Source organism: Agrobacterium sp. CFBP 3001 (assembly GCF_027871605.1).
GTDB lineage: Bacteria > Pseudomonadota > Alphaproteobacteria > Rhizobiales > Rhizobiaceae > Agrobacterium > Agrobacterium leguminum.
This window is the reverse complement of record NZ_JAQAHD010000013.1, coordinates 37,180-56,736: the sequence shown is the minus strand read 5'-3', so window position 1 is coordinate 56,736 and position 19,557 is coordinate 37,180. Positions and strand designations below refer to the sequence as shown.

General features: G+C 58.9%; 22 protein-coding genes and 1 pseudogene. 17 read left to right on the top strand and 6 right to left on the bottom strand.

Annotation, left to right across the window (positions count from 1 at the left end; genetic code table 11):
* The first annotated feature begins 64 nt into the window (after positions 1-64).
* The 7 genes from PH605_RS16850 (at position 65) to PH605_RS16820 (ending at position 8,346) form a co-directional block, all read left to right on the top strand.
* Complete coding sequence (locus PH605_RS16850; RefSeq protein ID WP_065655432.1) at positions 65-1,237, top strand: D-alanyl-D-alanine carboxypeptidase family protein; 1,173 nt, start codon at positions 65-67, stop codon at positions 1,235-1,237.
* Positions 1,238-1,373: 136 nt separating this feature from the next.
* Complete coding sequence (tmk, locus tag PH605_RS16845) at positions 1,374-2,048, top strand: dTMP kinase (protein WP_065655460.1); 675 nt, start codon at positions 1,374-1,376, stop codon at positions 2,046-2,048.
* Positions 2,041-3,066, top strand: a complete 1,026-nt coding sequence (locus PH605_RS16840; RefSeq protein WP_142845500.1) for a DNA polymerase III subunit delta' — start codon at positions 2,041-2,043, stop codon at positions 3,064-3,066. The genes tmk and PH605_RS16840 overlap by 8 nt, the downstream gene beginning before the upstream one ends.
* A 305-nt stretch (positions 3,067-3,371) precedes the next feature.
* Entirely contained in the window at positions 3,372-4,922 is a 1,551-nt protein-coding gene (gene metG, locus PH605_RS16835) for a methionine--tRNA ligase (RefSeq protein ID WP_142845499.1), read from the top strand.
* A gap of 11 nt (positions 4,923-4,933) precedes the next feature.
* Positions 4,934-5,716, top strand: coding sequence for a TatD family hydrolase (locus tag PH605_RS16830; protein WP_142845498.1), 783 nt, complete (start codon positions 4,934-4,936; stop codon positions 5,714-5,716).
* A 2-nt stretch (positions 5,717-5,718) separates the two neighbouring features.
* Positions 5,719-6,543, top strand: a complete 825-nt coding sequence (locus PH605_RS16825; RefSeq protein WP_003523686.1) for an MBL fold metallo-hydrolase — start codon at positions 5,719-5,721, stop codon at positions 6,541-6,543.
* Between the two features lie 21 nt (positions 6,544-6,564).
* Positions 6,565-8,346 carry a chloride channel protein gene (locus PH605_RS16820; protein ID WP_078052968.1) on the top strand — a complete coding sequence of 594 codons (1,782 nt, stop codon included), beginning with the start codon at positions 6,565-6,567 and terminating at the stop codon, positions 8,344-8,346.
* A gap of 2 nt (positions 8,347-8,348) precedes the next feature.
* On the opposite strand, the gene PH605_RS16815 is transcribed toward PH605_RS16820, so the two are convergent.
* A complete protein-coding gene (locus tag PH605_RS16815; protein ID WP_262927925.1) occupies positions 8,349-8,483 on the bottom strand; it encodes a hypothetical protein in 135 nt (44 codons plus the stop codon).
* A gap of 282 nt (positions 8,484-8,765) precedes the next feature.
* Between PH605_RS16815 and PH605_RS16810 the strand changes: the two genes are divergently transcribed.
* From PH605_RS16810 to PH605_RS16785, 6 genes are all read left to right on the top strand, one after another.
* Positions 8,766-9,119 (top strand): ArsR/SmtB family transcription factor, encoded by a 354-nt coding sequence (locus PH605_RS16810; protein WP_065655425.1) that lies wholly within the window; start codon positions 8,766-8,768, stop codon positions 9,117-9,119.
* An 83-nt stretch (positions 9,120-9,202) separates the two neighbouring features.
* A complete protein-coding gene (locus PH605_RS16805) occupies positions 9,203-9,730 on the top strand; it encodes an arsenate reductase ArsC (protein ID WP_078052966.1) in 528 nt (175 codons plus the stop codon).
* The gene (gene arsB, locus PH605_RS16800) at positions 9,730-10,788 is read left to right on the top strand and encodes an ACR3 family arsenite efflux transporter (RefSeq protein ID WP_142845497.1); all 1,059 of its coding nucleotides are present in this window, start codon (positions 9,730-9,732) and stop codon (positions 10,786-10,788) included. Before PH605_RS16805 ends, arsB begins: the two co-directional genes overlap by 1 nt.
* A gap of 2 nt (positions 10,789-10,790) precedes the next feature.
* Complete coding sequence (gene arsC / locus PH605_RS16795) at positions 10,791-11,213, top strand: arsenate reductase (glutaredoxin) (protein WP_125145707.1); 423 nt, start codon at positions 10,791-10,793, stop codon at positions 11,211-11,213.
* On the top strand, positions 11,188-11,916 hold the full coding sequence (gene arsH, locus PH605_RS16790; RefSeq protein WP_237680930.1) for an arsenical resistance protein ArsH: 729 nt from the start codon (positions 11,188-11,190) through the stop codon (positions 11,914-11,916). Before arsC ends, arsH begins: the two co-directional genes overlap by 26 nt.
* 689 nt (positions 11,917-12,605) lie before the next feature.
* Entirely contained in the window at positions 12,606-13,235 is a 630-nt protein-coding gene (locus PH605_RS16785; protein ID WP_142845495.1) for a DUF1062 domain-containing protein, read from the top strand.
* Between the two features lie 46 nt (positions 13,236-13,281).
* On the opposite strand, the pseudogene PH605_RS16780 reads toward PH605_RS16785, so the two are convergent.
* Both PH605_RS16780 and PH605_RS16775 read right to left on the bottom strand, forming a co-directional pair.
* Positions 13,282-13,507, bottom strand: a pseudogene (locus PH605_RS16780) (HpcH/HpaI aldolase family protein); the annotation flags it as partial.
* A gap of 28 nt (positions 13,508-13,535) precedes the next feature.
* Complete coding sequence (locus PH605_RS16775) at positions 13,536-14,747, bottom strand: MFS transporter (protein ID WP_142845494.1); 1,212 nt, start codon at positions 14,745-14,747, stop codon at positions 13,536-13,538.
* Positions 14,748-14,992: 245 nt separating this feature from the next.
* Here PH605_RS16775 and PH605_RS16770 point away from each other — a divergent pair, with 245 nt between their 5' ends.
* A complete protein-coding gene (locus PH605_RS16770) occupies positions 14,993-15,649 on the top strand; it encodes a peroxiredoxin (protein WP_035217366.1) in 657 nt (218 codons plus the stop codon).
* Between the two features lie 54 nt (positions 15,650-15,703).
* Here PH605_RS16770 and PH605_RS16765 read toward each other — a convergent pair whose 3' ends face one another.
* Positions 15,704-16,156 carry a DUF5680 domain-containing protein gene (locus PH605_RS16765; RefSeq protein ID WP_142845493.1) on the bottom strand — a complete coding sequence of 151 codons (453 nt, stop codon included), beginning with the start codon at positions 16,154-16,156 and terminating at the stop codon, positions 15,704-15,706.
* A gap of 167 nt (positions 16,157-16,323) precedes the next feature.
* Between PH605_RS16765 and PH605_RS16760 the strand changes: the two genes are divergently transcribed.
* Genes PH605_RS16760 through fghA form a run of 3 tightly spaced genes read left to right on the top strand, consistent with a single transcriptional unit; the run spans position 16,324 to position 18,326 of the window.
* Complete coding sequence (locus PH605_RS16760; protein ID WP_078052961.1) at positions 16,324-16,779, top strand: YaiI/YqxD family protein; 456 nt, start codon at positions 16,324-16,326, stop codon at positions 16,777-16,779.
* A 25-nt stretch (positions 16,780-16,804) separates the two neighbouring features.
* Positions 16,805-17,464, top strand: a complete 660-nt coding sequence (locus tag PH605_RS16755; protein WP_003523623.1) for a DUF1345 domain-containing protein — start codon at positions 16,805-16,807, stop codon at positions 17,462-17,464.
* Positions 17,465-17,492: 28 nt separating this feature from the next.
* The gene (fghA, locus tag PH605_RS16750; RefSeq protein WP_142845492.1) at positions 17,493-18,326 is read left to right on the top strand and encodes an S-formylglutathione hydrolase; all 834 of its coding nucleotides are present in this window, start codon (positions 17,493-17,495) and stop codon (positions 18,324-18,326) included.
* Between the two features lie 60 nt (positions 18,327-18,386).
* Here fghA and PH605_RS16745 read toward each other — a convergent pair whose 3' ends face one another.
* Together PH605_RS16745 and PH605_RS16740 are read right to left on the bottom strand one after the other, a co-directional pair.
* On the bottom strand, positions 18,387-18,776 hold the full coding sequence (locus PH605_RS16745; protein ID WP_080852082.1) for a RidA family protein: 390 nt from the start codon (positions 18,774-18,776) through the stop codon (positions 18,387-18,389).
* 248 nt (positions 18,777-19,024) lie between these two features.
* Positions 19,025-19,513 (bottom strand): hypothetical protein, encoded by a 489-nt coding sequence (locus tag PH605_RS16740; RefSeq protein ID WP_065655413.1) that lies wholly within the window; start codon positions 19,511-19,513, stop codon positions 19,025-19,027.
* Positions 19,514-19,557: the final 44 nt, after the last annotated feature.

Below are 19,557 nucleotides of genomic sequence, written 5' to 3'. Positions count from 1 at the left end.
ATACGGCCGGCCTCTCGCCTTTATCGCGGGCAGCCGGTTACGGCAGGCAGGACTGGGCGGTTTCATGCGCAAGGCCATTCATCGCTCCTATCGTTCGGTCGCCGTAGCGGCAGCGTTTGCGTTTTTCAGTGCAGGCCCGGTGCAATCACAGACCGGCCCCTTCATCGCAAAGGCCGAACAGGCTTACATGATCGATGCCGAAACAGGCACGGTGCTTCTTTCGCAAAACGAGAATCAGCCCTTTCCGCCCGCGTCGCTTGCAAAGCTGATGACGGTTGAGGTGGTGCTGGATGCGCTGTCAAAGGGGCAGGTCACGTCAGAGACGGCTTATCCCGTCTCGGAATATGCCTGGCGCACGGGCGGCGCGCCCTCGCGCACCTCGACCATGTTCGCGGCGCTGAAATCCTCCGTCAGCATCAACGATCTTTTGACCGGCATCATCGTGCAGAACGCCAATGACGGCTGCATCGTCGTTGCCGAAGGCATGGCGGGTTCGGATGCCGCTTTCGCCAAGCGCATGACGGCGCGGGCGGGCGAACTGGGCATGAGCAGCAGCACCTTCACCAATTCGACCGGGCTTCCCGACCCCGGCAACCGGACGACCGCGAGGGACATGGTGCGTCTCGCGCAGCATCTGCGCGATACCTATCCGGAGCGTTACGGGCTTTTCACCAAACCGGATTTCGAATGGAACCGGATTTTCCAGCGCAACAAGAATACGCTGCTGATGCCCGGCAGCGGTATCGACGGTCTCGGTCTCGGTTTTGCGGAAGGCAGCGGTTTTGCCGCTGTCGTTTCGGCCGAGCGGGAAGGCCGCCGGGTCTATCTGGCGCTTGCCGGCATCGTGGACGACAAGACGCGGCAGGAGGAGGCCCGCCGGGTGGTGGACTGGGGCCTGACCGCCTTTGAAAAACGCCATCTCTTCAGCAAGGACGAAGCGGTTGGGTCCGTCAGCGTTTATGGCGGCGATGTTTCGCATATCGATCTTTCGCCGAAGGAAGATGTCAGCGTGCTTGTACCGGTCAATAATCCGGATCGAATTTCCGGCCGCATCGTCTATCGCTGGCCTCTGAATGCGCCGCTGGACGTCGGGGCGAATGCCGGAACGCTTAAGATTTTTTCGGGCGAGCGCCTGTTGCGGGAGGTACCGCTTTATACGAAGGCGGCAGTCGGCAAGGGGTCGCTCACCCAGAATGCGACTGGCGCGCTGAAGGAACTACTGCTGTTCTGGCTCTGAAAGCCTGTTGACGCGCAGCCTTGTTCCTATGCTTTTGTTCAGCCACCGGATTTTCTGAAAAGCGCTTCACACTTTTCCGTTCGATGCTGTAAACAGGCATTTCAACATTGACGTGAATTCCTCGCAGGACGTGACATTGGCCGAAAAGACCGGATTGTTCATCAGCTTCGAAGGCGGCGAAGGCGCCGGCAAGTCGACGCAGATTCGCACGCTTGCCGAGGCGCTTCGCGGCCGTGGTTTCGAGGTGGTCGTGACGCGTGAGCCGGGCGGCTCGCCGGGCGCGGAGGCCGTTCGGCATGTTCTCCTCTCGGGTGCTGCCGAATCCTTCGGGGTGCGCATGGAAGCGATCCTGTTTGCGGCGGCGCGCAACGACCATGTCGAAGAGGTCATTCGCCCGGCGCTTGCGCGCGGTGAGATCGTGCTCTGCGACCGGTTCCTCGATTCGTCCCGCGTCTATCAGGGCACGACCGGCAATCTGGAGCCGGATTTCATCGAGACGTTGCAACGCATCGCGATTGACGGTGTCGTGCCGGAACTGACGTTGATTTTCGATATTGCCGCCGAAAAGGGGCTCGCCCGCGCCAGAAAGCGCGCGGATGAAGGCGCTGCGCCGGACCGCTTCGAAAAAGAGGAAATCGAGACCCACGAGAAGCGACGCGAGGCCTATCTGGATATTGCGCTCGCCGAGCCGCGTCGTTGCCGGATCGTCAACGCCGATCAGCCGGAAGAAAAAGTGGCGGAGGATGTCATGTCCTTCGTCGAACCCTTGCTCGAACAGCTGAAAACAGCAGCGGGCGCAGCGCATGAGTGAGGTCCAGGGCGTTCTCGACGGTGCGATTGCGCCGCAGCAGAACACGAAGCTTTTCGGGCATGAGGAAGCGGAAGCCTTCCTCGCGCAATCCTATCGCTCCGGCAAGGGGCATCATGCCATTCTGATCGAAGGGCCGGAGGGGATCGGCAAGGCGACGCTTGCCTTCCGTTTCGCCAATCATGTGCTCAGCCATCCCGATCCGTCGCTGGCGCCGGATTTTCTCGCCGATCCCGATCCGCAATCGCTGGTCAGCCGCCAGATCACGGCCGGGGCCTCGCATAATCTGCTGCATCTGACCCGTCCGGTGGATGAAAAGACCGGCCGCGTGAAATCCGCCATCACCGTGGACGAGGTGCGGCGGGCAGGGCACTTCTTTTCGCAGACCTCCGGTACCGGCAACTGGCGTATCGTCATCATCGATCCCGCCGACGATCTCAATCGCAACGCCGCGAATGCGATCCTCAAAATACTGGAGGAGCCGCCGAAGCGGGCGATGTTCCTCGTCCTGTCGCATGCGCCGGGAAAATTGCTGCCGACCATCCGTTCGCGCTGTATGCCGTTGAGGCTCCTGCCGCTTTCCGATGCAGCCATGGTGCAATCTCTCGATCATCTTGGCATCAGCCCGGAAGGCGAAAAACGTGACGCCCTGCTTGCCGCCTCCAAGGGCAGCGTGGCGCAGGCGTTGAAGCTGATGAATTACGGCGGCTCCGACATTGTCGAGGCCTTTGCTGAGGTCATGGCGGCTGAGGGACCTGGCGTGCGCAAGCAGATGCACAAGCTTGCCGAGGTTCTGGCACAGAAGGATGGCGACATCGTTCTCGGCTTCTTCATGGAGCATGTGACGGAAGAACTGATGGAACGCGCACGGGCGGCGGCGATGGCGGGCGATATTGCGGCGGCGGAAAAACATGCACGGCTTTCCTCGGCGCTCTCGGAACGCATCACCGTGGCGCAGGCCTATAATCTCGACAAGAAGCAGATGGTGCTTTCCATTCTGGAAGATATTCGCGGCGTTTGAAGGCGAGAAATCGTGCGGAATGTACGATTCGACGGTGCATAAATTCTCCTCCGCCATGCCGGACTGGATCCGGCATCCAGCCACGGCGCGTCCGCGCCGTGAAGAGAGTCTTTTGCGATCAAGGACTTGATCGGGCTGGACCCCGGATCCAGTCCGGGTTGATGGTAGTGCGGATGCCAAGCGCTCGCCAAATCCAATTTGTCTGCAAGCGGTCGTACAAAACGTACTCTTTTTCTTTCGCTGCTGCGAACAATGGTTTAAGAGCGGTCTATCCAAAAAACAGCCTGTAAAGTCGATAGACCGTCATGAAAGACAAGACACCATTCTACATCACCACCGCGATCTCCTATCCTAACGGCAAGCCGCATATCGGCCATGCCTATGAGTTGATTGCGACGGACGCCATGGCACGCTTTCAGCGCCTGGATGGAATGGATGTGTTCTTCCTGACCGGCACCGACGAACATGGCCAGAAGATGCAGCAGACGGCGCGTGCGGAAGGCATTTCACCGGAAGACCTGGCTGCGCGCAATTCCGACCAGTTCCGCGCGATGGGCAAGCTGCTCAACGCCTCGAACGACGATTTCATCCGCACCACGGAAGAGCGTCACCACGAGACCTCGCGCAATATCTGGAACCTGATGGCCGACAGCGGCGACATCTACAAGGACAGCTATGCCGGCTGGTATTCCGTGCGCGACGAGGCCTATTACGCCGAGGACGAGACGGAAGTGCGTGCTGACGGCGTTCGTTACGGACCGCAGGGCACGCCGGTCGAGTGGGTGGAGGAGGAAAGCTACTTCTTCAAGCTCTCCGAATATCAGGACAAGCTGCTGAAGCTCTATGAGGAGAACCCGGAGTTCATCGGCCCGGCAGAACGCCGCAACGAAATCATCTCCTTCGTCAAATCCGGCCTCAAGGACCTGTCGATTTCCCGCACCACCTTCGACTGGGGCATCAAGGTTCCGAACGATCCGAAACACGTCATGTATGTCTGGGTCGATGCGCTGACCAACTACATCACCGCCACGGGTTACATCGAGGATAAAAACGGCCCGCGTGCGAAATATTGGCCGGCCGACGTGCATATCATCGGCAAGGACATTATCCGCTTCCACGCGGTCTATTGGCCGGCTTTCCTGATGAGCGCGAAGCTGCCGCTGCCCAAGCGGGTCTATGCGCATGGCTTCCTGCTCAACAAGGGCGAGAAGATGTCGAAGTCGCTCGGCAATGTCGTCGATCCGGCCAATCTGGTGAATCATTTCGGTCTCGATCAAGTCCGTTATTTCTTCCTGCGCGAAGTCTCCTTCGGCCAGGACGGCAGCTATAGCGAAGAGGGCATCGCCACACGCATCAATGCCGATCTTGCCAATGGTATCGGCAATCTCGCCAGCCGTTCGCTATCGATGATCGTCAAGAATTGCGACGGCCAGATCCCGACGCCCGGTGAGTTCACCGAAGAAGACAAGGCGATGCTGGCTTCCGCCGACGGGCTGCTGGCGCTTTGCCGCGAGGAAATGGGCAAGCAGCTCATCCACCGTGCGCTTGCAGCCATCATCGCCGTCGTCTCGGAAACCGACCGCTATTTCGCCTCGCAGGAGCCGTGGGCGCTGAAGAAGACCGATCCCGAGCGCATGGGCACCGTGCTTTACGTAACGGCGGAAGTGGTGCGCCAGATCGGCATTCTCCTGCAGCCCTTTATGCCGGAATCCTGCGAGAAGCTGCTGGATCTCGTTGCTGCCCCTGCCGACAAACGTGATTTTGCAGCACTCGGCGAAGCGGGCCGTCTGGTTCCGGGCACGCCGCTGGAAGCACCGAAGCCGGTCTTCCCGCGTTACGTCGCACCGGAAGCGTGAAGGCGAGACCCATGCTGATCGATACACATTGCCATCTGGATTTTCCCGATTTCGAGGCTGAGCGCGACGATATCATCGCCCGCGCCCATGCTTCGGGTGTGAGCCAGATGGTGACGATCTCGACCCGGGTGCGTCGTCTGCCCGAACTTTTGAAGATCACGGAAAAATATCCGTCGGTCTTCTGTTCGGTCGGCACGCATCCGAACAATGCCGATGAGGAACTGGATATCTCCGCCGACGATCTGGTACGGTTGGCGGAGAGCCATGACAAGATCGTGGCGATCGGCGAGGCGGGTCTGGATTATTTCTACGATACGCAGAAGCCGGAAGACCAGAAGACCGGCCTCATTCGCCACATCGAGGCAGCAAGACGAACGAAGCTGCCGCTTGTCATCCACAGCCGCAGCGCCGATGACGATATGGCCGCTATTTTGCGCGCCGAAAGCGGGAAGGGTGCCTTCCCCTTCATCCTGCACTGCTTTTCCGCCGGTCCCGAGCTGGCGAAAACCGGTGTCGAGCTTGGCGGTTATGTCTCCTTTTCCGGCATTCTGACCTTCCCGAAATCGCAGGATATCCGCGATATCGCCGCCTCCGTGCCGCTGGACCGGCTGCTGGTGGAAACTGATGCGCCCTATCTTGCGCCGAAGCGCTGGCGGGGAAAGCGCAACGAGCCGTCCTATGTGGTCAATACAGCTGAGGTTCTGGCCGAGGTGCATGGCATTTCCTATGAGCGCATGGCCGAAATCACCACCGAAAACGCCTTCCGCTGCTTTTCCAAGATGACAAGGGTATAGGTGTGGCAATCTACCGTCGTCGCTTCACGGTTCTCGGTTGCGCGTCGTCGCCCGGCGTGCCGCGCATCAACGGCGACTGGGGCGCCTGCGACCCCGAAAACCCGAAGAACCGGCGCACGCGAACGGCCTTCATGGTGGAGCAGATCGGCCCGGATGGAGGCAGGACGACTGTCGTCATCGATACCGGCCCGGATTTTCGCGAGCAGATGATCGCGGCCAAGGTGGAGGCGGTGGATGCTGTGCTTTACACCCACGCCCATGCCGACCATCTGCACGGTATCGACGATCTGCGCATCTATTTCGCCCTTCAGCAAAACCGCATTCCGATCTATGCCGATCCCATTACCATGGCGCGGATAAAGGACGGTTTCGCCTATTGCCTGGAGACCCCGCCGGGCAGCAGCTATCCTCCCATCGTCGAACCGCGGATCATCGCCGATATCGACGCGGCGCTGATCATCGATGGGGCAGGCGGGCCGATCCCGTTCAACGTGCATATGCAGCAGCATGGCGATGTGCATTCGCTGGGCTTCCGCATCGGTGACGTCGCCTATTGCACCGATGTCAGCGATTTTCCGGCAGAAAGCCTGCCGAAGCTTGCCGGTCTCGATGTCCTCGTCATCGACGCGCTGCAGCACCGTTACCACCCCAGCCATCTTTCACTGGAACAGGCGCTCGGCTGGATCGAGAGATTCGCACCCAAAAGGGCGATCTTGACCCACATGCATATTCCGCTCGATTATGAGACGGTGATGCGGGAAACGCCTGATCATGTCGAACCGGCCTATGATCAAATGCGTTTCGAGATCGAGATCGAAGCAGCCTGACGCCGCCTGAAAAGGAACAGCATGTCGACCAAGCCTTTCCGTGCACCCAGTATGGCGAGCTTCTTCGACAATCTGCGCGCCAGTCGCCTGCGGGCGATGTTCCGGCGCGGCGAACTGGGACTGGTGCTCCTTGCCGTCTTCATCGGCATTGCGGCAGGCCTTCTGGTGGCGCTGATCGGCGCCTTGAGCACGGCGTTGCATCTGCTGGTTTTCGGCGTCGAGCGGTTGAGCAGCAGCGATCTTTCCGGACGTATCGTGCTTGTCGGCCCGATCATCGGCGGCATCGTGCTCGGGTTGATCATCTTCATCCTTTCGAAGACCCGCAAGAAACCCATGGTCGACCCCATCGAGGCGAATGCGCTGCATGGCGGCCGGTTGTCGTTGACGGACAGCATCATCGTCTGCGTGCAGAATATCGTCTCCAACGGTTTTGGCGCGTCCGTGGGGCTGGAGGCCGGTTACACCCAGATCGCCAGCGGCGTCGCCTCGAAGATCGGCATCAAGCTGAAGCTGCGGCGAGGGGACATGCGTATCCTTGTCGGCTGCGGCGCTGCGGGGGCGATTGCGGCCGCCTTCAACGCGCCGCTGACCGGGGCGTTTTACGCCATCGAACTCATCATCGGCACCTATACCGTCGTGACGCTTGCGCCGCTCATCGTCTCGGCACTGGTGGCGACGACGGTCATCGGGATTATCGGCGGCCATGGTATCTCGATCGATATTGTCGATGCCAGCCGTGTAACACCGGCGGATTATGTGCCCGCCATCTTTCTCGGCGTCGTATGTGCGGCCATCGGCATCGTGCTGATGCAGGCGGTGTCCTTCATCGAAGAAACCGCACGCAAAAGCGCCATTCCGGGCTGGCTGCGTCCTGCCATCGGCGGCGTGGCGGTGGGCGGGCTTGCGCTGATTTCACCGCAGGTGCTGTCGAGCGGCCATGGGGCGCTGCATCTCAATATCGATGCGGAACTGACGATATACGGGGTGGCCGGGCTGTTCCTGCTGAAGGCGGCGGCGAGCGCCATTTCCATCGGTTCGAATTTCCGTGGTGGCCTGTTTTTCGCGTCGCTGTTCATGGGCTCGCTGCTGGGCAAGATTTTCGCGCTCTGCGCACCGTATATCGGCTATGGGTCGACGGCGCCCATCGTCTATGCCGTGATCGGCATGAGCGCCTTTGCCGCCGCCATTATCGGCGGTCCGCTGACGATGACGTTTCTGGCGCTGGAACTGACAGGCGACTTCCAGATCACGGCGCTTGTGCTTGCCGCCGTCATCACCACCTCGCTCGTGGTGCGCACCACCTTCGGTTACTCCTTCGCCACCTGGCGTTTTCACCTGCGGGGCGAGAGCATTCGCAGCGCCCATGATATTGGCTGGATCCGCGACCTGACGGTCGGCAGGATGATGCGCGCCGATATCCGCAAGGCCAATGTCAGCATGGGCCTCCCGGCCTTCAAGGAGAAGTTCCCGCTCGGTTCGACGCAACGGGTAATCATGACCCATGATGACGGGCGTTATGCCGGCATCGTCCTCGTGCCGGAAATTTACGCCGACCCGATGGATCGCGATCCCAGCAAGATCAGCCTCGAAACCTATCTGCAATACAAGAACGATGTGTTGCTGCCGACCATGAATGCCCGCCAGGCGGCGGCAGCCTTCGATGCGGCGGAGAGCGAAGCGCTGGTTGTCGTTAATGACAAGATCGAAAATCGCCCTGTCGGATTGCTCACCGAAAGCCATACGCTGAGGCGCTATAGCGAAGAACTGGACCTGAGACGCCGGGAGGCGTCTGGTGAGTTTTGAAATTACATTAGATTATCTGTGCCAATCTCGACGCCGAGCGCGCCGCCACCTGGATTGCCGCATTGATTGACGGTGTTTTCTCGCGCCTGGCGGTCGATCCCGATTTCCGGCCCCTGAAAGAGGCCGAGATGATGCATCTGATCATCGGCCGTTTCCTCTCGGCACGGCAATTCCAATGCAGCGGATGAAACCGGACGGTGTCCGACGCCGGCAACAGCTGGGGCATAGGCCCGTACCGAATAGTCCCCAAAAACCGGACTGCGGTCTCAAGAACGGTCATCTCACGGCTTTATGACGCGAAGCTGGTTCAAGCGCTTGCGGGGGGGGGGGGCAGGGCGAGGGGAATTACTTCGCCCAGCCTGTCGACCATGACGATATCCGTCACTTGACACGCTCGATATATCCATTATTCTAGATATATGGATAATAATAGTGCAATAACCGCGCTTGGCGCGCTCGCCCAATCTACCCGCCTGGAGACCTTCCGGCTTCTCGTGCGCCACGAGCCGGAAGGTATTCCGGCCGGTGAGCTCGCGCGTCTTGTCGACGTTCCCCAGAACACGATGTCTGCGCATCTCGCCACGCTTTCCCGGGCGGGTCTGGTCAAGAGTGAGAGGCAGAGCCGGTCTATCATCTATCGCGCCGATCTTGACGGGTTGCGCCTGCTGACCCTGTTTCTGCTGAAGGATTGCTGCGGTGGCTCGACCGAGCTTTGCGCGCCTTTGATTGCCGAGCTGACACCCTGCTGCAGCCCGCAGGTAAAGCCGTCATGAGCGCCGCCGGGCTGGTGTCCACCACTTCTTCTGCTTCGATCGCGGGGCTTGCGAGACCACCGATCTAACCACGGAACGAAACCATGACCGACAAGATCTATAACGTGCTCTTTTTGTGCACGGGCAATTCCGCTCGCTCCATTCTTGCCGAATCCATTCTCGCCAAGGAAGGTGAGGGGAGGTTCAATGCCTATTCGGCCGGCAGCCAGCCGAAGGGAGAGGTAAATCCTCACGCCCTGAAGGAACTCGCGGTACTGGGGTATCCCACCAGCGGCTTCACCTCGAAAAGCTGGGACGTGTTTGCCGGACCTGATGCGCCCCGGATGGATTTCATCTTCACTGTGTGCGACAGCGCCGCCGGAGAAGCCTGTCCGGTCTGGATCGGCCATCCGATGACGGCCCATTGGGGGATAGAGGATCCTGCCGCTGCGGTCGGCTCGGAGATCGAGGTTCAGCGCGCCTTCGCGCAGGCCGCGCGTTTCCTCAAGAACAGGATCGCGGCGTTCGTCAGCCTTCCCCTGCAATCCATCGATCGAATGGCGCTGGAAACGCAGCTTCGGCAGATCGGTGCATTGGATGGAACCACCAATCCTGAAGGAAAGTCGGCCTGATGTCTGTCTTCGAACGATATCTGACCGTCTGGGTGTTTCTGTGCATCGTCGCCGGTGTTGCGCTCGGCCATCTGATGCCCGGCGTCTTTCAGCTCATCGCTACGGCCGAGATCGCCAAAGTGAATATTCCGGTCGCGATCCTGATCTGGCTGATGATCATTCCGATGCTGCTCAAGATCGATTTCCGGTCTCTTTCGCAGGTCGGCATGTTCTGGCGCGGCATTGGCGTGACGTTGTTCATCAACTGGGCCGTCAAGCCGTTCTCGATGGCGCTGCTAGGCTGGTTTTTCATCGGCTGGCTGTTCCGCCCTTATCTTCCGGCTGGTGAGATCGATTCCTATGTCGCCGGGTTGATCATCCTTGCCGCTGCTCCATGCACCGCCATGGTCTTCGTCTGGAGCAACCTTACACGCGGCGAGCCGCTGTTTACGCTGTCGCAGGTCGCGCTCAACGATGCGATCATGGTCGTGGCCTTTGCTCCCGTGGTCGGCCTGCTGCTTGGCCTCACCGCCATTACCGTGCCCTGGGATACGCTTGTTCTTTCCGTTGCGCTTTATATTGTCGTTCCGGTCATCCTTGCGCAGCTGATCAGGCATCGGCTCATGACTGACGGAACCTCACGGATGCTGGATTGCGTTCTCGCAAAGCTGCAGCCGGTTTCTCTGGCGGCGCTGCTCGCGACACTCATTCTTCTCTTCGCCTTTCAGGGCGAGCAAATCATCGCCCAGCCCGCCATCATCGGCCTGCTCGCCATTCCCATCCTCATCCAGGTCTATCTGAATTCGGGGCTTGCCTACCTCCTGAACCGCATGACAGGTGAGCGCCATTGCGTCGCCGGGCCTTCCGCACTCATTGGCGCCAGCAACTTCTTCGAGCTCGCGGTCGCGGCGGCCATCAGCCTGTTCGGCTTTCAGTCAGGTGCTGCGCTGGCAACCGTTGTCGGCGTCCTCATCGAAGTTCCGGTCATGCTTTCGGTCGTCTGGATCGTGAACCGCTCGAAGGGCTGGTATGAGGCCGCACCCGCCGTTTCCCGAACGATAATGACCGAAAGGCAGTGACTATGGACATCACCATCTATCACAACCCGTCCTGCGGGACGTCGCGCAACACGCTGGCGCTGATCCGCGCGGCAGGGATCGAACCGACCGTAATCGAATATCTGCGGGAACCGCCGACACGCGAGAATCTCGCAAGAATGATTGCGGATGCTGGCCTGACGGTGCGCGAGGCCATGCGCGAGAAGGGGACACCTTATGCCGAGCTCGGTCTCGATAATCCGGACCTGACTGACGACCAGTTGCTCGATGCGATGATGGAAACGCCGATCCTCATCAATCGCCCCTTTGTCGTAACACCGCTCGGCACCAGGCTCGCCCGTCCTTCAGAGGTCGTGCTGGATATTCTGCCGGACGCTTTCAAAGGGCCATTCTTCAAGGAGGATGGCGAGCAGGTTCTCGATAATGAAGGAAAGCGCATTGTCTGACAGATTTCCCGCGTTACAGGCGCATCACCTGCACAGCATTGACCCGGAGGCTCTGCGTCCGGCGTTTTCGACCCATAAACCACGCATCCTGATCCTTTATGGCTCGCTGCGCGAGGTGTCCTATAGCCGTCTGCTGGCATTCGAGGCTGGGCGGCTGCTCGAACACTTCGGTTGCGAGGTTCGAATATTCGATCCGAAGGGCCTGCCTTTACCCGATGAAGCGCCAGCCAGCCATGCCAAGGTGCAGGAACTGCGTGAACTTTCAGAATGGTCGGAAGGACAGGTCTGGGTAAGCCCCGAACGCCATGGCGCAATGACCGGCATCATGAAGTCGCAGATCGACTGGATTCCTCTTGCAATCGGTTCTGTACGGCCGACACAGGGCAAGACGCTCGCCGTCATGGAAGTGTCCGGCGGCAGCCAGTCCTTCAACGCCGTGAACCAGATGCGAATTCTCGGCCGATGGATGCGGATGATCACCATTCCCAACCAGTCCTCGGTGGCAAGGGCGTATCAGGAGTTCGACGCGGAAGGCCGGATGAAGCCTTCATCCTATTATGACCGTGTCGTGGATGTCTGCGAGGAACTGGTAAAATTCACGCTGCTGACGCGTGACGCTTCCAGCTATCTCACAGATAGATATAGCGAACGCAAAGAGTTGGCAGATGAACTTGAGAAACGTGTTTCGCTAAAATCAATCTGACAGGGTGAGTTCAGTTCAACGCTTCGTGCTTTTCAATTCCGGAACCATATGATCGGTTCGATTGTGGTGGGAGAGGATATACGCAGGGTTTCGAGGAGTTGAAACAGCCATGGCTTGATCGCGCGGCGACATTGAATCCGGAATTACATCATCGAATAAGTTCCATAATCTATCTTATGCGATTATGTTTCTAGATTGAAACCGTCGCCCCTTAAGGATGTTTGCCCCGCGTATAGTCACCGGTATCTTCCGTTTCCGACAGCCGCTAACAGGCGCAAAATCCGTCCGTCGACGTCGTTCGAACCGGGAAGAATGGGCGGGTCACCTGACGTTGCATAAAAGTCGCATAGTAACGGCTTTCGGCCTTTTCGCTGCACTTGATGACTCTGCTTCGGAACGATCGTTTGTTATTGTCGCCACCGAAGAGCATTGGCGCATCGAGGTAGACTTTGCCTAAGTAAATACCGGTCTCAATCCAGTTTCACCCGTATTGCGGATAGCCGCAGGCTGTCTGCGTATGATCATGTTCATCGGGTGGTGGCAAGAGACCGGTCTGGCATTGTTACAATGTGCCCTGCACAGCGCCGCTGTCTCAGCTCTTCACCACCCCAGAACACCGCCATGCCGTTCCCGTAAGGGTTTTCTCCTGCACCATCTCGGTGGACTTCCAAATGGAAGACCAAGAGACTATGTGCAATTTACTTCGGGTCCAATGGACCATTACACCACGAACGGCGCCCCAGCCCTGGCTTGCATGCAGCGGATGCGGTGGCCTGAGGGCATTTCAGGCCAGCGGCAAGATCCGGCTCAATGCCAATGGCCGCAAGCTGGATGCGTGGCTTATCTATAGATGCCTGATCTGCGACAAGAGCTGGAACAGGCCGATTTTCGAGCGGCAGAATGTCCGGGACATCAGCCCTGCCGTTCTCGAAGCGTTGCAGTCCAACGATCCGCAATGGATAAGGGCGGAGACATTCAACCTCGAAGCCTTGAGACGTAAATCGCAGCGCGTTGACGAGTTTCCCGAATTCGATATCACGAAACAGATACGGGATGACCCTCCCGACTGGGCCATGGCGGAGATCGATCTCATGGTTCCGCTTCAGGCCGGTATACGCCTTGATCGTCTGCTGGCGTCTGAACTCGGGCTTTCGCGGTCGATGCTGCAGAAGCTTCAGGATGACGGTTCTCTTCGGGCGCAGTCCGAACGTTCCGATCTTTTGCGGCGGCGGGTTAAAAACGGCACCCGGATTGTGATCGCGCGCTGCGGCGGCTTCGATCCGGTGCATTTGTGGAAATCCGTCACGGCGGATTTCTAACGGCATGGCAAGGGCCTGAAGGTTCAGGCCCTCGCTTGCGGCATCGTTAAACCGAAGAACCCCTGCTCCGCCTCAGGCGAGCGCCTCCCTCACCGCGGCGCAGGAAAGGATCGGAATGGAGTAGAAGAATTGCACGCCACGCTTCCGCCAGTGCGGCATTTCTTCCAATGTCGCGAGCGTCCCCACGATTTTTCCGGCTGCGCGTATCTTGTCGACAGCAATGGCGACCTTCTGCATCACCACCTCCGGCGCGGCTCGCCGAATGGCGGCGCGGAACGTCGTCGTGTTTTCGGTAGAGGCTCAGGCGGCGGCGCTCTTTCGACGGGACACCCAGATCAACATCGTCAATGCGGTAAAAGACAGTGCGGCGCCTGCCAGGAAGGTGCCGAAGGAACCGTGGAGGTCCCACAGCAAGCCGGCGATGACATTGCCGACCAGTACCGCGAGACCCGTCATCAGATTGAAAACGCCGAAGGCCGTTCCCTTGAGATGTGGCGGCGCCGTTTCCGCAATCAGGGCTGCAAGCAGACCCTGCGACAGACCCATATGCAAGCCCCACAGAAGAATGCCGAACAGGAACAGCGGAATGGAATTGGCAAAAGCGAGCGTCAGATAAGAGGCCATCAGCACGGCCACGCTCGCCGCGATAATCCCTGAGCGGCCGATCCTGTCCGAGAGCCGGCCGACGGGATAGGCTGTCAGGCCATAGACGGCATGCATGATGACCATGGTGATCGGTATCCATGCCGGCCGGAAGCCTGCCTCTTCGGATTTCAGCAACAGGAATGCTTCGCTGAAACGGGCGAAGGTCAGGAGCGACGCCGCGATGATGACGATCCAGACCGCCCGATTGAGTTTCGCAAAATCGGCGAGCCGGAATGGCTTTTCGGCTTTCGGTCTTGCGGGCGCATCCGGTTCCGTCACACCGGCGATGAGAATGAACACCGCAAGGAAAGCGGGAATGACCGCGATCCAGAAAATGGCGAGTACATTTTCGCTGAGCGCGAACATCAGCCCGATGGCCGCCAGCGGCCCGAGGAAGCCGCCGACCGTATCGAGCGACTTTCTAAGCCCGAATGCGGCGCCACGAATTTCAGGCGGCGTCACATCGGCAATAAGGGCATCGCGCGGCGTTCCGCGAATGCCCTTTCCGACCCGGTCCACCGCCTTGGCGGCGACGATCCAGCCAAGCGAGGTGGCAAAGGGAAAAGCGAGTTTCGAGATTGCGCCGAGACCGTATCCAAGCACGGCGAGCATTTTCCGCCGCCTCGTCCAGTCCGCGATAATCCCGGAAAACAGCTTGGTCGTGGTGGCGATGGCAACCGACATTCCCTCGATGAAACCGACAGTGACCGCGGAAGCGCCGAGACCGGAAACGAGATAATAGGGCAGCAGCGTCTGCACCATTTCCGAAGAAATATCCATCAGAAGGCTAACGATGCCGAGCACCCAGACCGTCGCTGGAATGCGTGCCCGAACCGTCGCGGAAACAGGCGCAGAAGAAGTCGTCATGATGGCCCCCCGATCGTCTCTGGAATAATCATGTCCTCCTGAAACAATCAACCGGGCCGATATCGCGCAACCGCGACAAACAGGGGAAATCAGGGCCATCAAATCTCTGTGGGGCTGAAGCAAATACCGCCGAAGCCCGATGAAAGGGCTGGCCATTTCATGCAAAAACTCTAAGCTCCAGCGCCGGACACGGATTGCCGAGAACCATCAGTTTTCAGTTCAAATCATTAGGGAGAAAACATCAGATGAGCCTGCGTATCAACGATATAGCACCCGACTTCACCGCCGAGACCACCCATGGTCCGGTGAGCTTCCACGACTGGATCGGCGACGGCTGGGCGGTCCTGTTTTCGCATCCGAAGAACTTCACGCCGGTCTGCACGACGGAACTCGGCGCGATGGGCGGCCTGCAGCCGGAATTCGAAAAGCGTGGCGTCAAGATCATCGGTATTTCGGTCGATCCGGTCGAAAGCCATGAAAAATGGAAGAACGATATTCGCACCGCGACCGGTTTCAACGTCGATTATCCGCTGATCGGCGACAAGGACCTGAAGGTCGCCAAGCTTTACGACATGCTGCCGGCCGGCGCTGGCGACAGTTCCGAAGGCCGCACGCCTGCCGATAATGCCACCGTGCGCTCCGTCTTCGTCATCGGTCCCGACAAGAAGATCAAGCTGGTCCTCACCTACCCCATGACCACCGGCCGCAACTTCGAGGAAATTCTTCGCGCGATCGATTCCATCCAGCTCACCTCCAAACATCAGGTGGCGACACCGGCCAACTGGAAGCAGGGTGAAGATGTCATCATCACCGCCGCCGTTTCCAATGAAGATGCGATTGCCCGTTTCGGCTCCTACGACACGGTTCTTCCCTATCTGCGCAAGACCAAGCAGCCCGGCTGATTTGAAGCCTATGATGGGGCGGTGAAACATCATCGTCCCATCCCGCCGCATCTCTCATGGCTTTATGATCCCGCCGTGATAATCAAGCCGGTACGTCTCGACATGGCCTCGGTAAATGCGCTCGATCCCGGTGAAGGACCGGGATTCACCTTCATTCGTATCGACATAGACCAGATTTTCCACCGGGTTGGTGAAACCGCCAAGGAACCGGCCCTGACGATAGAGCGTGGAAAGCGACCGCTGAATGACCATGCCGGCCGTGGAGCCGTCGATCATGTCGGGCCGGAGGATGCGACCGTAATAACTCATCGTCCACACCGCCGTTCCCTGATGCCAGACAACCTCCTGGCCGATGAAATCGGCTCCCCCGAAATAGCTGTCGATATAGTGCAAGTCGCCGCTCTGATAACCGAGATCGTGCGATCCCTTGCGGGTGGGCGTCGCGGATTTGCTGCCGCCGCCGACATAGGTGGCGGACTTCGCCTGCACGATGAACTCTTCCAGCATGGGAAACCTTTCGGGATAAGAACATAAGGGGAACATATGCGATTTTCAGGGTGGTCGCAAGTGCCGCCCCTACCCGGCATCGACCCCGCATTTCAGCAATGATAGGCTTGGTAATCGCGGCATTTACGCTTAGAAGCGTGACAGGAATTATCTCAAAAAGAGTGCTCATGCCGCAAAACCCGCAAATCTATGTCGATGCCGATGCCTGCCCCGTGAAGCCGGAGATTCTCAAGGTGGCGGAGCGGCATGGGCTGGAAGTGACCTTCGTTGCCAATTCCGGTCTGCGCCCGTCGCGCGATCCCATGGTGAAAAACGTCATTGTTTCCGCCGGTTTCGACGCGGCGGACGACTGGATCGCCGATCATGCAGCCGAAAACGATATCGTCATCACCGCCGACGTGCCGCTGGCCGGCCGCTGCGTCGCCAAGGGTGCGCTGGTGACCGGGCCGACGGGCCGCGTTTTTGACCAGGCGAATATCGGGATGGCGACGGCGATGCGCGATCTTGGCGCGCATCTGCGCGAAACCGGTGAAAGCAAGGGATATAATGCGGCTTTTTCACCGCGTGACCGCTCCGCCTTTCTGGAGACGCTTGACCGTTTCTGCCGCCGTGTCAAAAAATGACGGCGCCAACGGAAAGGTGCCGCCCATGACCCCGGCCAATATGAAAAGCAACAGCTATCGCCGCCATCAACCTTTCGTCATTGCCTTTTTGGTCGGCGCCGTGAGCCTTGGCCTGGCGCTGGTTTTTGCGCCGCCGCTGGCGATCGAGATCGCGGCCGTTCTGTTCTTCCTGACCTATCTCACCCTGATTGCCTTTCGCCTGTCGGGCCTGACGGCGCAGCACCTTAAGGCCCATGCCGATAGCGACGATCTGCCTGCGGTCGCCATCATCGCCGTTACGCTGCTAGCCGTTGCCGTCGCGGTGGTATCGCTGTTTCAAGCTCTCAACCATACGGGCGAGACTGTCTGGACGCTGCTCATCGCCTTCGCGTCGGTTATCTTCGGCTGGCTGACCATCCACACCATGACCGCCCTGCATTACGCCCATCTTTACTGGCGGCCCGCGATGGTGGACGGCAAACGCCAGCATCGCGGCGGCATGGATTTTCCGGGCACGAAGGAACCCTGCGGTTACGACTTTCTCTATTTCGCCGTGGTGATCGGCATGACGGCGCAGACGTCGGATGTGGGGATAACCACGACCGCCATGCGCAAGGTCACGCTGCTGCACTCCATCGTTTCTTTCTTCTTCAATACGGTTCTTGTGGCGGCGGCGGTCAATGCAGCCGTTTCGCTTGCAGGCTAAACCGCAGAATTTCACAAGGAATGGCTTCATGAACATTATTTCGCAGAATACGGCCTTTGGCGGCATGCAGGGCGTATTTTCGCACACATCGGAAACCCTGAAATCTGAGATGAGCTTTGCGGTTTATGTGCCGCCGAAGGCGATCCATGAGCCCTGCCCTGTCCTGTGGTATCTTTCCGGCCTTACCTGCACCCATGCCAATGTCATGGAAAAAGGCGAATATCGCCGCATGGCCTCCGAACTCGGGCTGATCGTCGTCTGCCCGGATACCAGCCCGCGCGGCAACGATGTGCCGGATGAGCTGACCAACTGGCAGATGGGCAAAGGCGCTGGATTTTATCTCGATGCCACAGAGGAGCCCTGGTCCGAGCACTACCGGATGTACAGCTATGTGACGGAAGAACTGCCTGCCCTCATCGGCCAGCATTTCCGTGCGGATATGAGCCGCCAGGGCATTTTCGGCCATTCGATGGGCGGCCATGGCGCAATGACCATTGCGCTGAAGAACCCCGAGCGTTTCAAGAGCTGCTCCGCCTTTGCACCGATCGTGGCTCCCTCTTCGGCCGACTGGTCCGAGCCGGCGCTGGAAAAATACCTCGGTGCGGATAAGGCCGCATGGCGTCAGTACGATGCCTGTGCGCTGGTCGAGGACGGTGCGCGTTTCCCCGAGTTCCTGATAGATCAGGGCAAGGCCGATAGTTTCCTTGAAAAGGGCCTGCGGCCCTGGCTGTTCGAAGAAGCGGTCAAGGGCACGGATATCGGCCTGACGCTGCGCATGCATGAGCGTTACGACCACTCCTATTATTTCATTTCCACCTTCATGGATGACCATTTGAAGTGGCATGCGGAGCGGCTGGGATAAGGATGGAGAAGCAGGCTGGCGGCGCCCTGTAAGCGCCGCCGTTTCGGATTTAACCTGACATTACGGGATGCGGGCAATGACCTTGATCTCGAAATCGAAACCGGCAAGCCAGTTGACGCCGACAGCCGTCCAGTTCGGGTAAGGCTTTTGGCTGAAAATCTCCTGCTTGACGGTCATGATCGTTCCGAACTGGTTTTGCGGGTCCGTGTGGAACGTCGTTACATCCACAATATTGTCGAAAGTGCAGCCCGCCGCTGCAAGCGTGGCCTTGAGGTTTTCGAAGGCCAGCCGGACCTGACGTTCAAAATCAGGTTCAGGCGTTCCATCGGCACGGCTGCCGACCTGGCCGGAAACGAAAAGAAGGTCACCGGATCGGATAGCTGCGGAATAGCCATGCTCCTCGTAAAGCGCATGCCTGTTAGCGGGGAAAATTGCTTCGCGTGCGGTCATTATGCATCTCTCTTTTGGCTGAGTGGTCATGGACGCGAGAAGCGTTGCTCTTTTTAAAAGAGGGCTTCGGACACCCATTTACATACGTTACGTATGTCAGATAGTTACATACGCGCCGCATGTCAATTACATATACGCGACGTATGTGAATTTAAGGGCACCGAAGATGCGCCTGATTGAAGCTTGAAATATTTCGGAAGCTGAAATGCGGACGAATAGGCGTCGCGCCCTCGCCTTTTGTGTCCCGCTTATGGAAACAATGCCGTCGCCAGCGTTGTCGGGCCGGGCCGGCTGAGCCTGAATTCGCGGATCACACGTTCGGCGACACCATAGGCAAGTTCCTGCTCTATCGACTGATTATCGAAGCTGACGACGGTGGCGGTGAATTTGGCCTCGGCGATCACCTCTCCCGTCGCGACGGCGGCGGCGCGGACGATGACCTTGGCCGACGCCCTTTCCCCGAACAGGAACGGGCCGCGTGTCACAGATGCGAGACGGATGGTCAGTACCACGCGCGGCCGCGTTTCTCCACGCGCCGTTGTTTTGATCGCATTCTGCACCTGCGCATGAATGGACTGCATCAGCGCCGGAGCGACATCCGGGCGTGCGGCGACGAATGCGCCGCGCACATCGTACAGCAGCCGGTCAGTATGGGTCGCTTCCGGTTCCAGCCTGAAAGACATGAGCGTGAAACACGCCAGCACAAGAATGCCAAGGCGTTTCAACGAGGTGGTCATGATCAGCGGCTCCCCTAACGTGAGGTAACCGCATATTCGGCCAT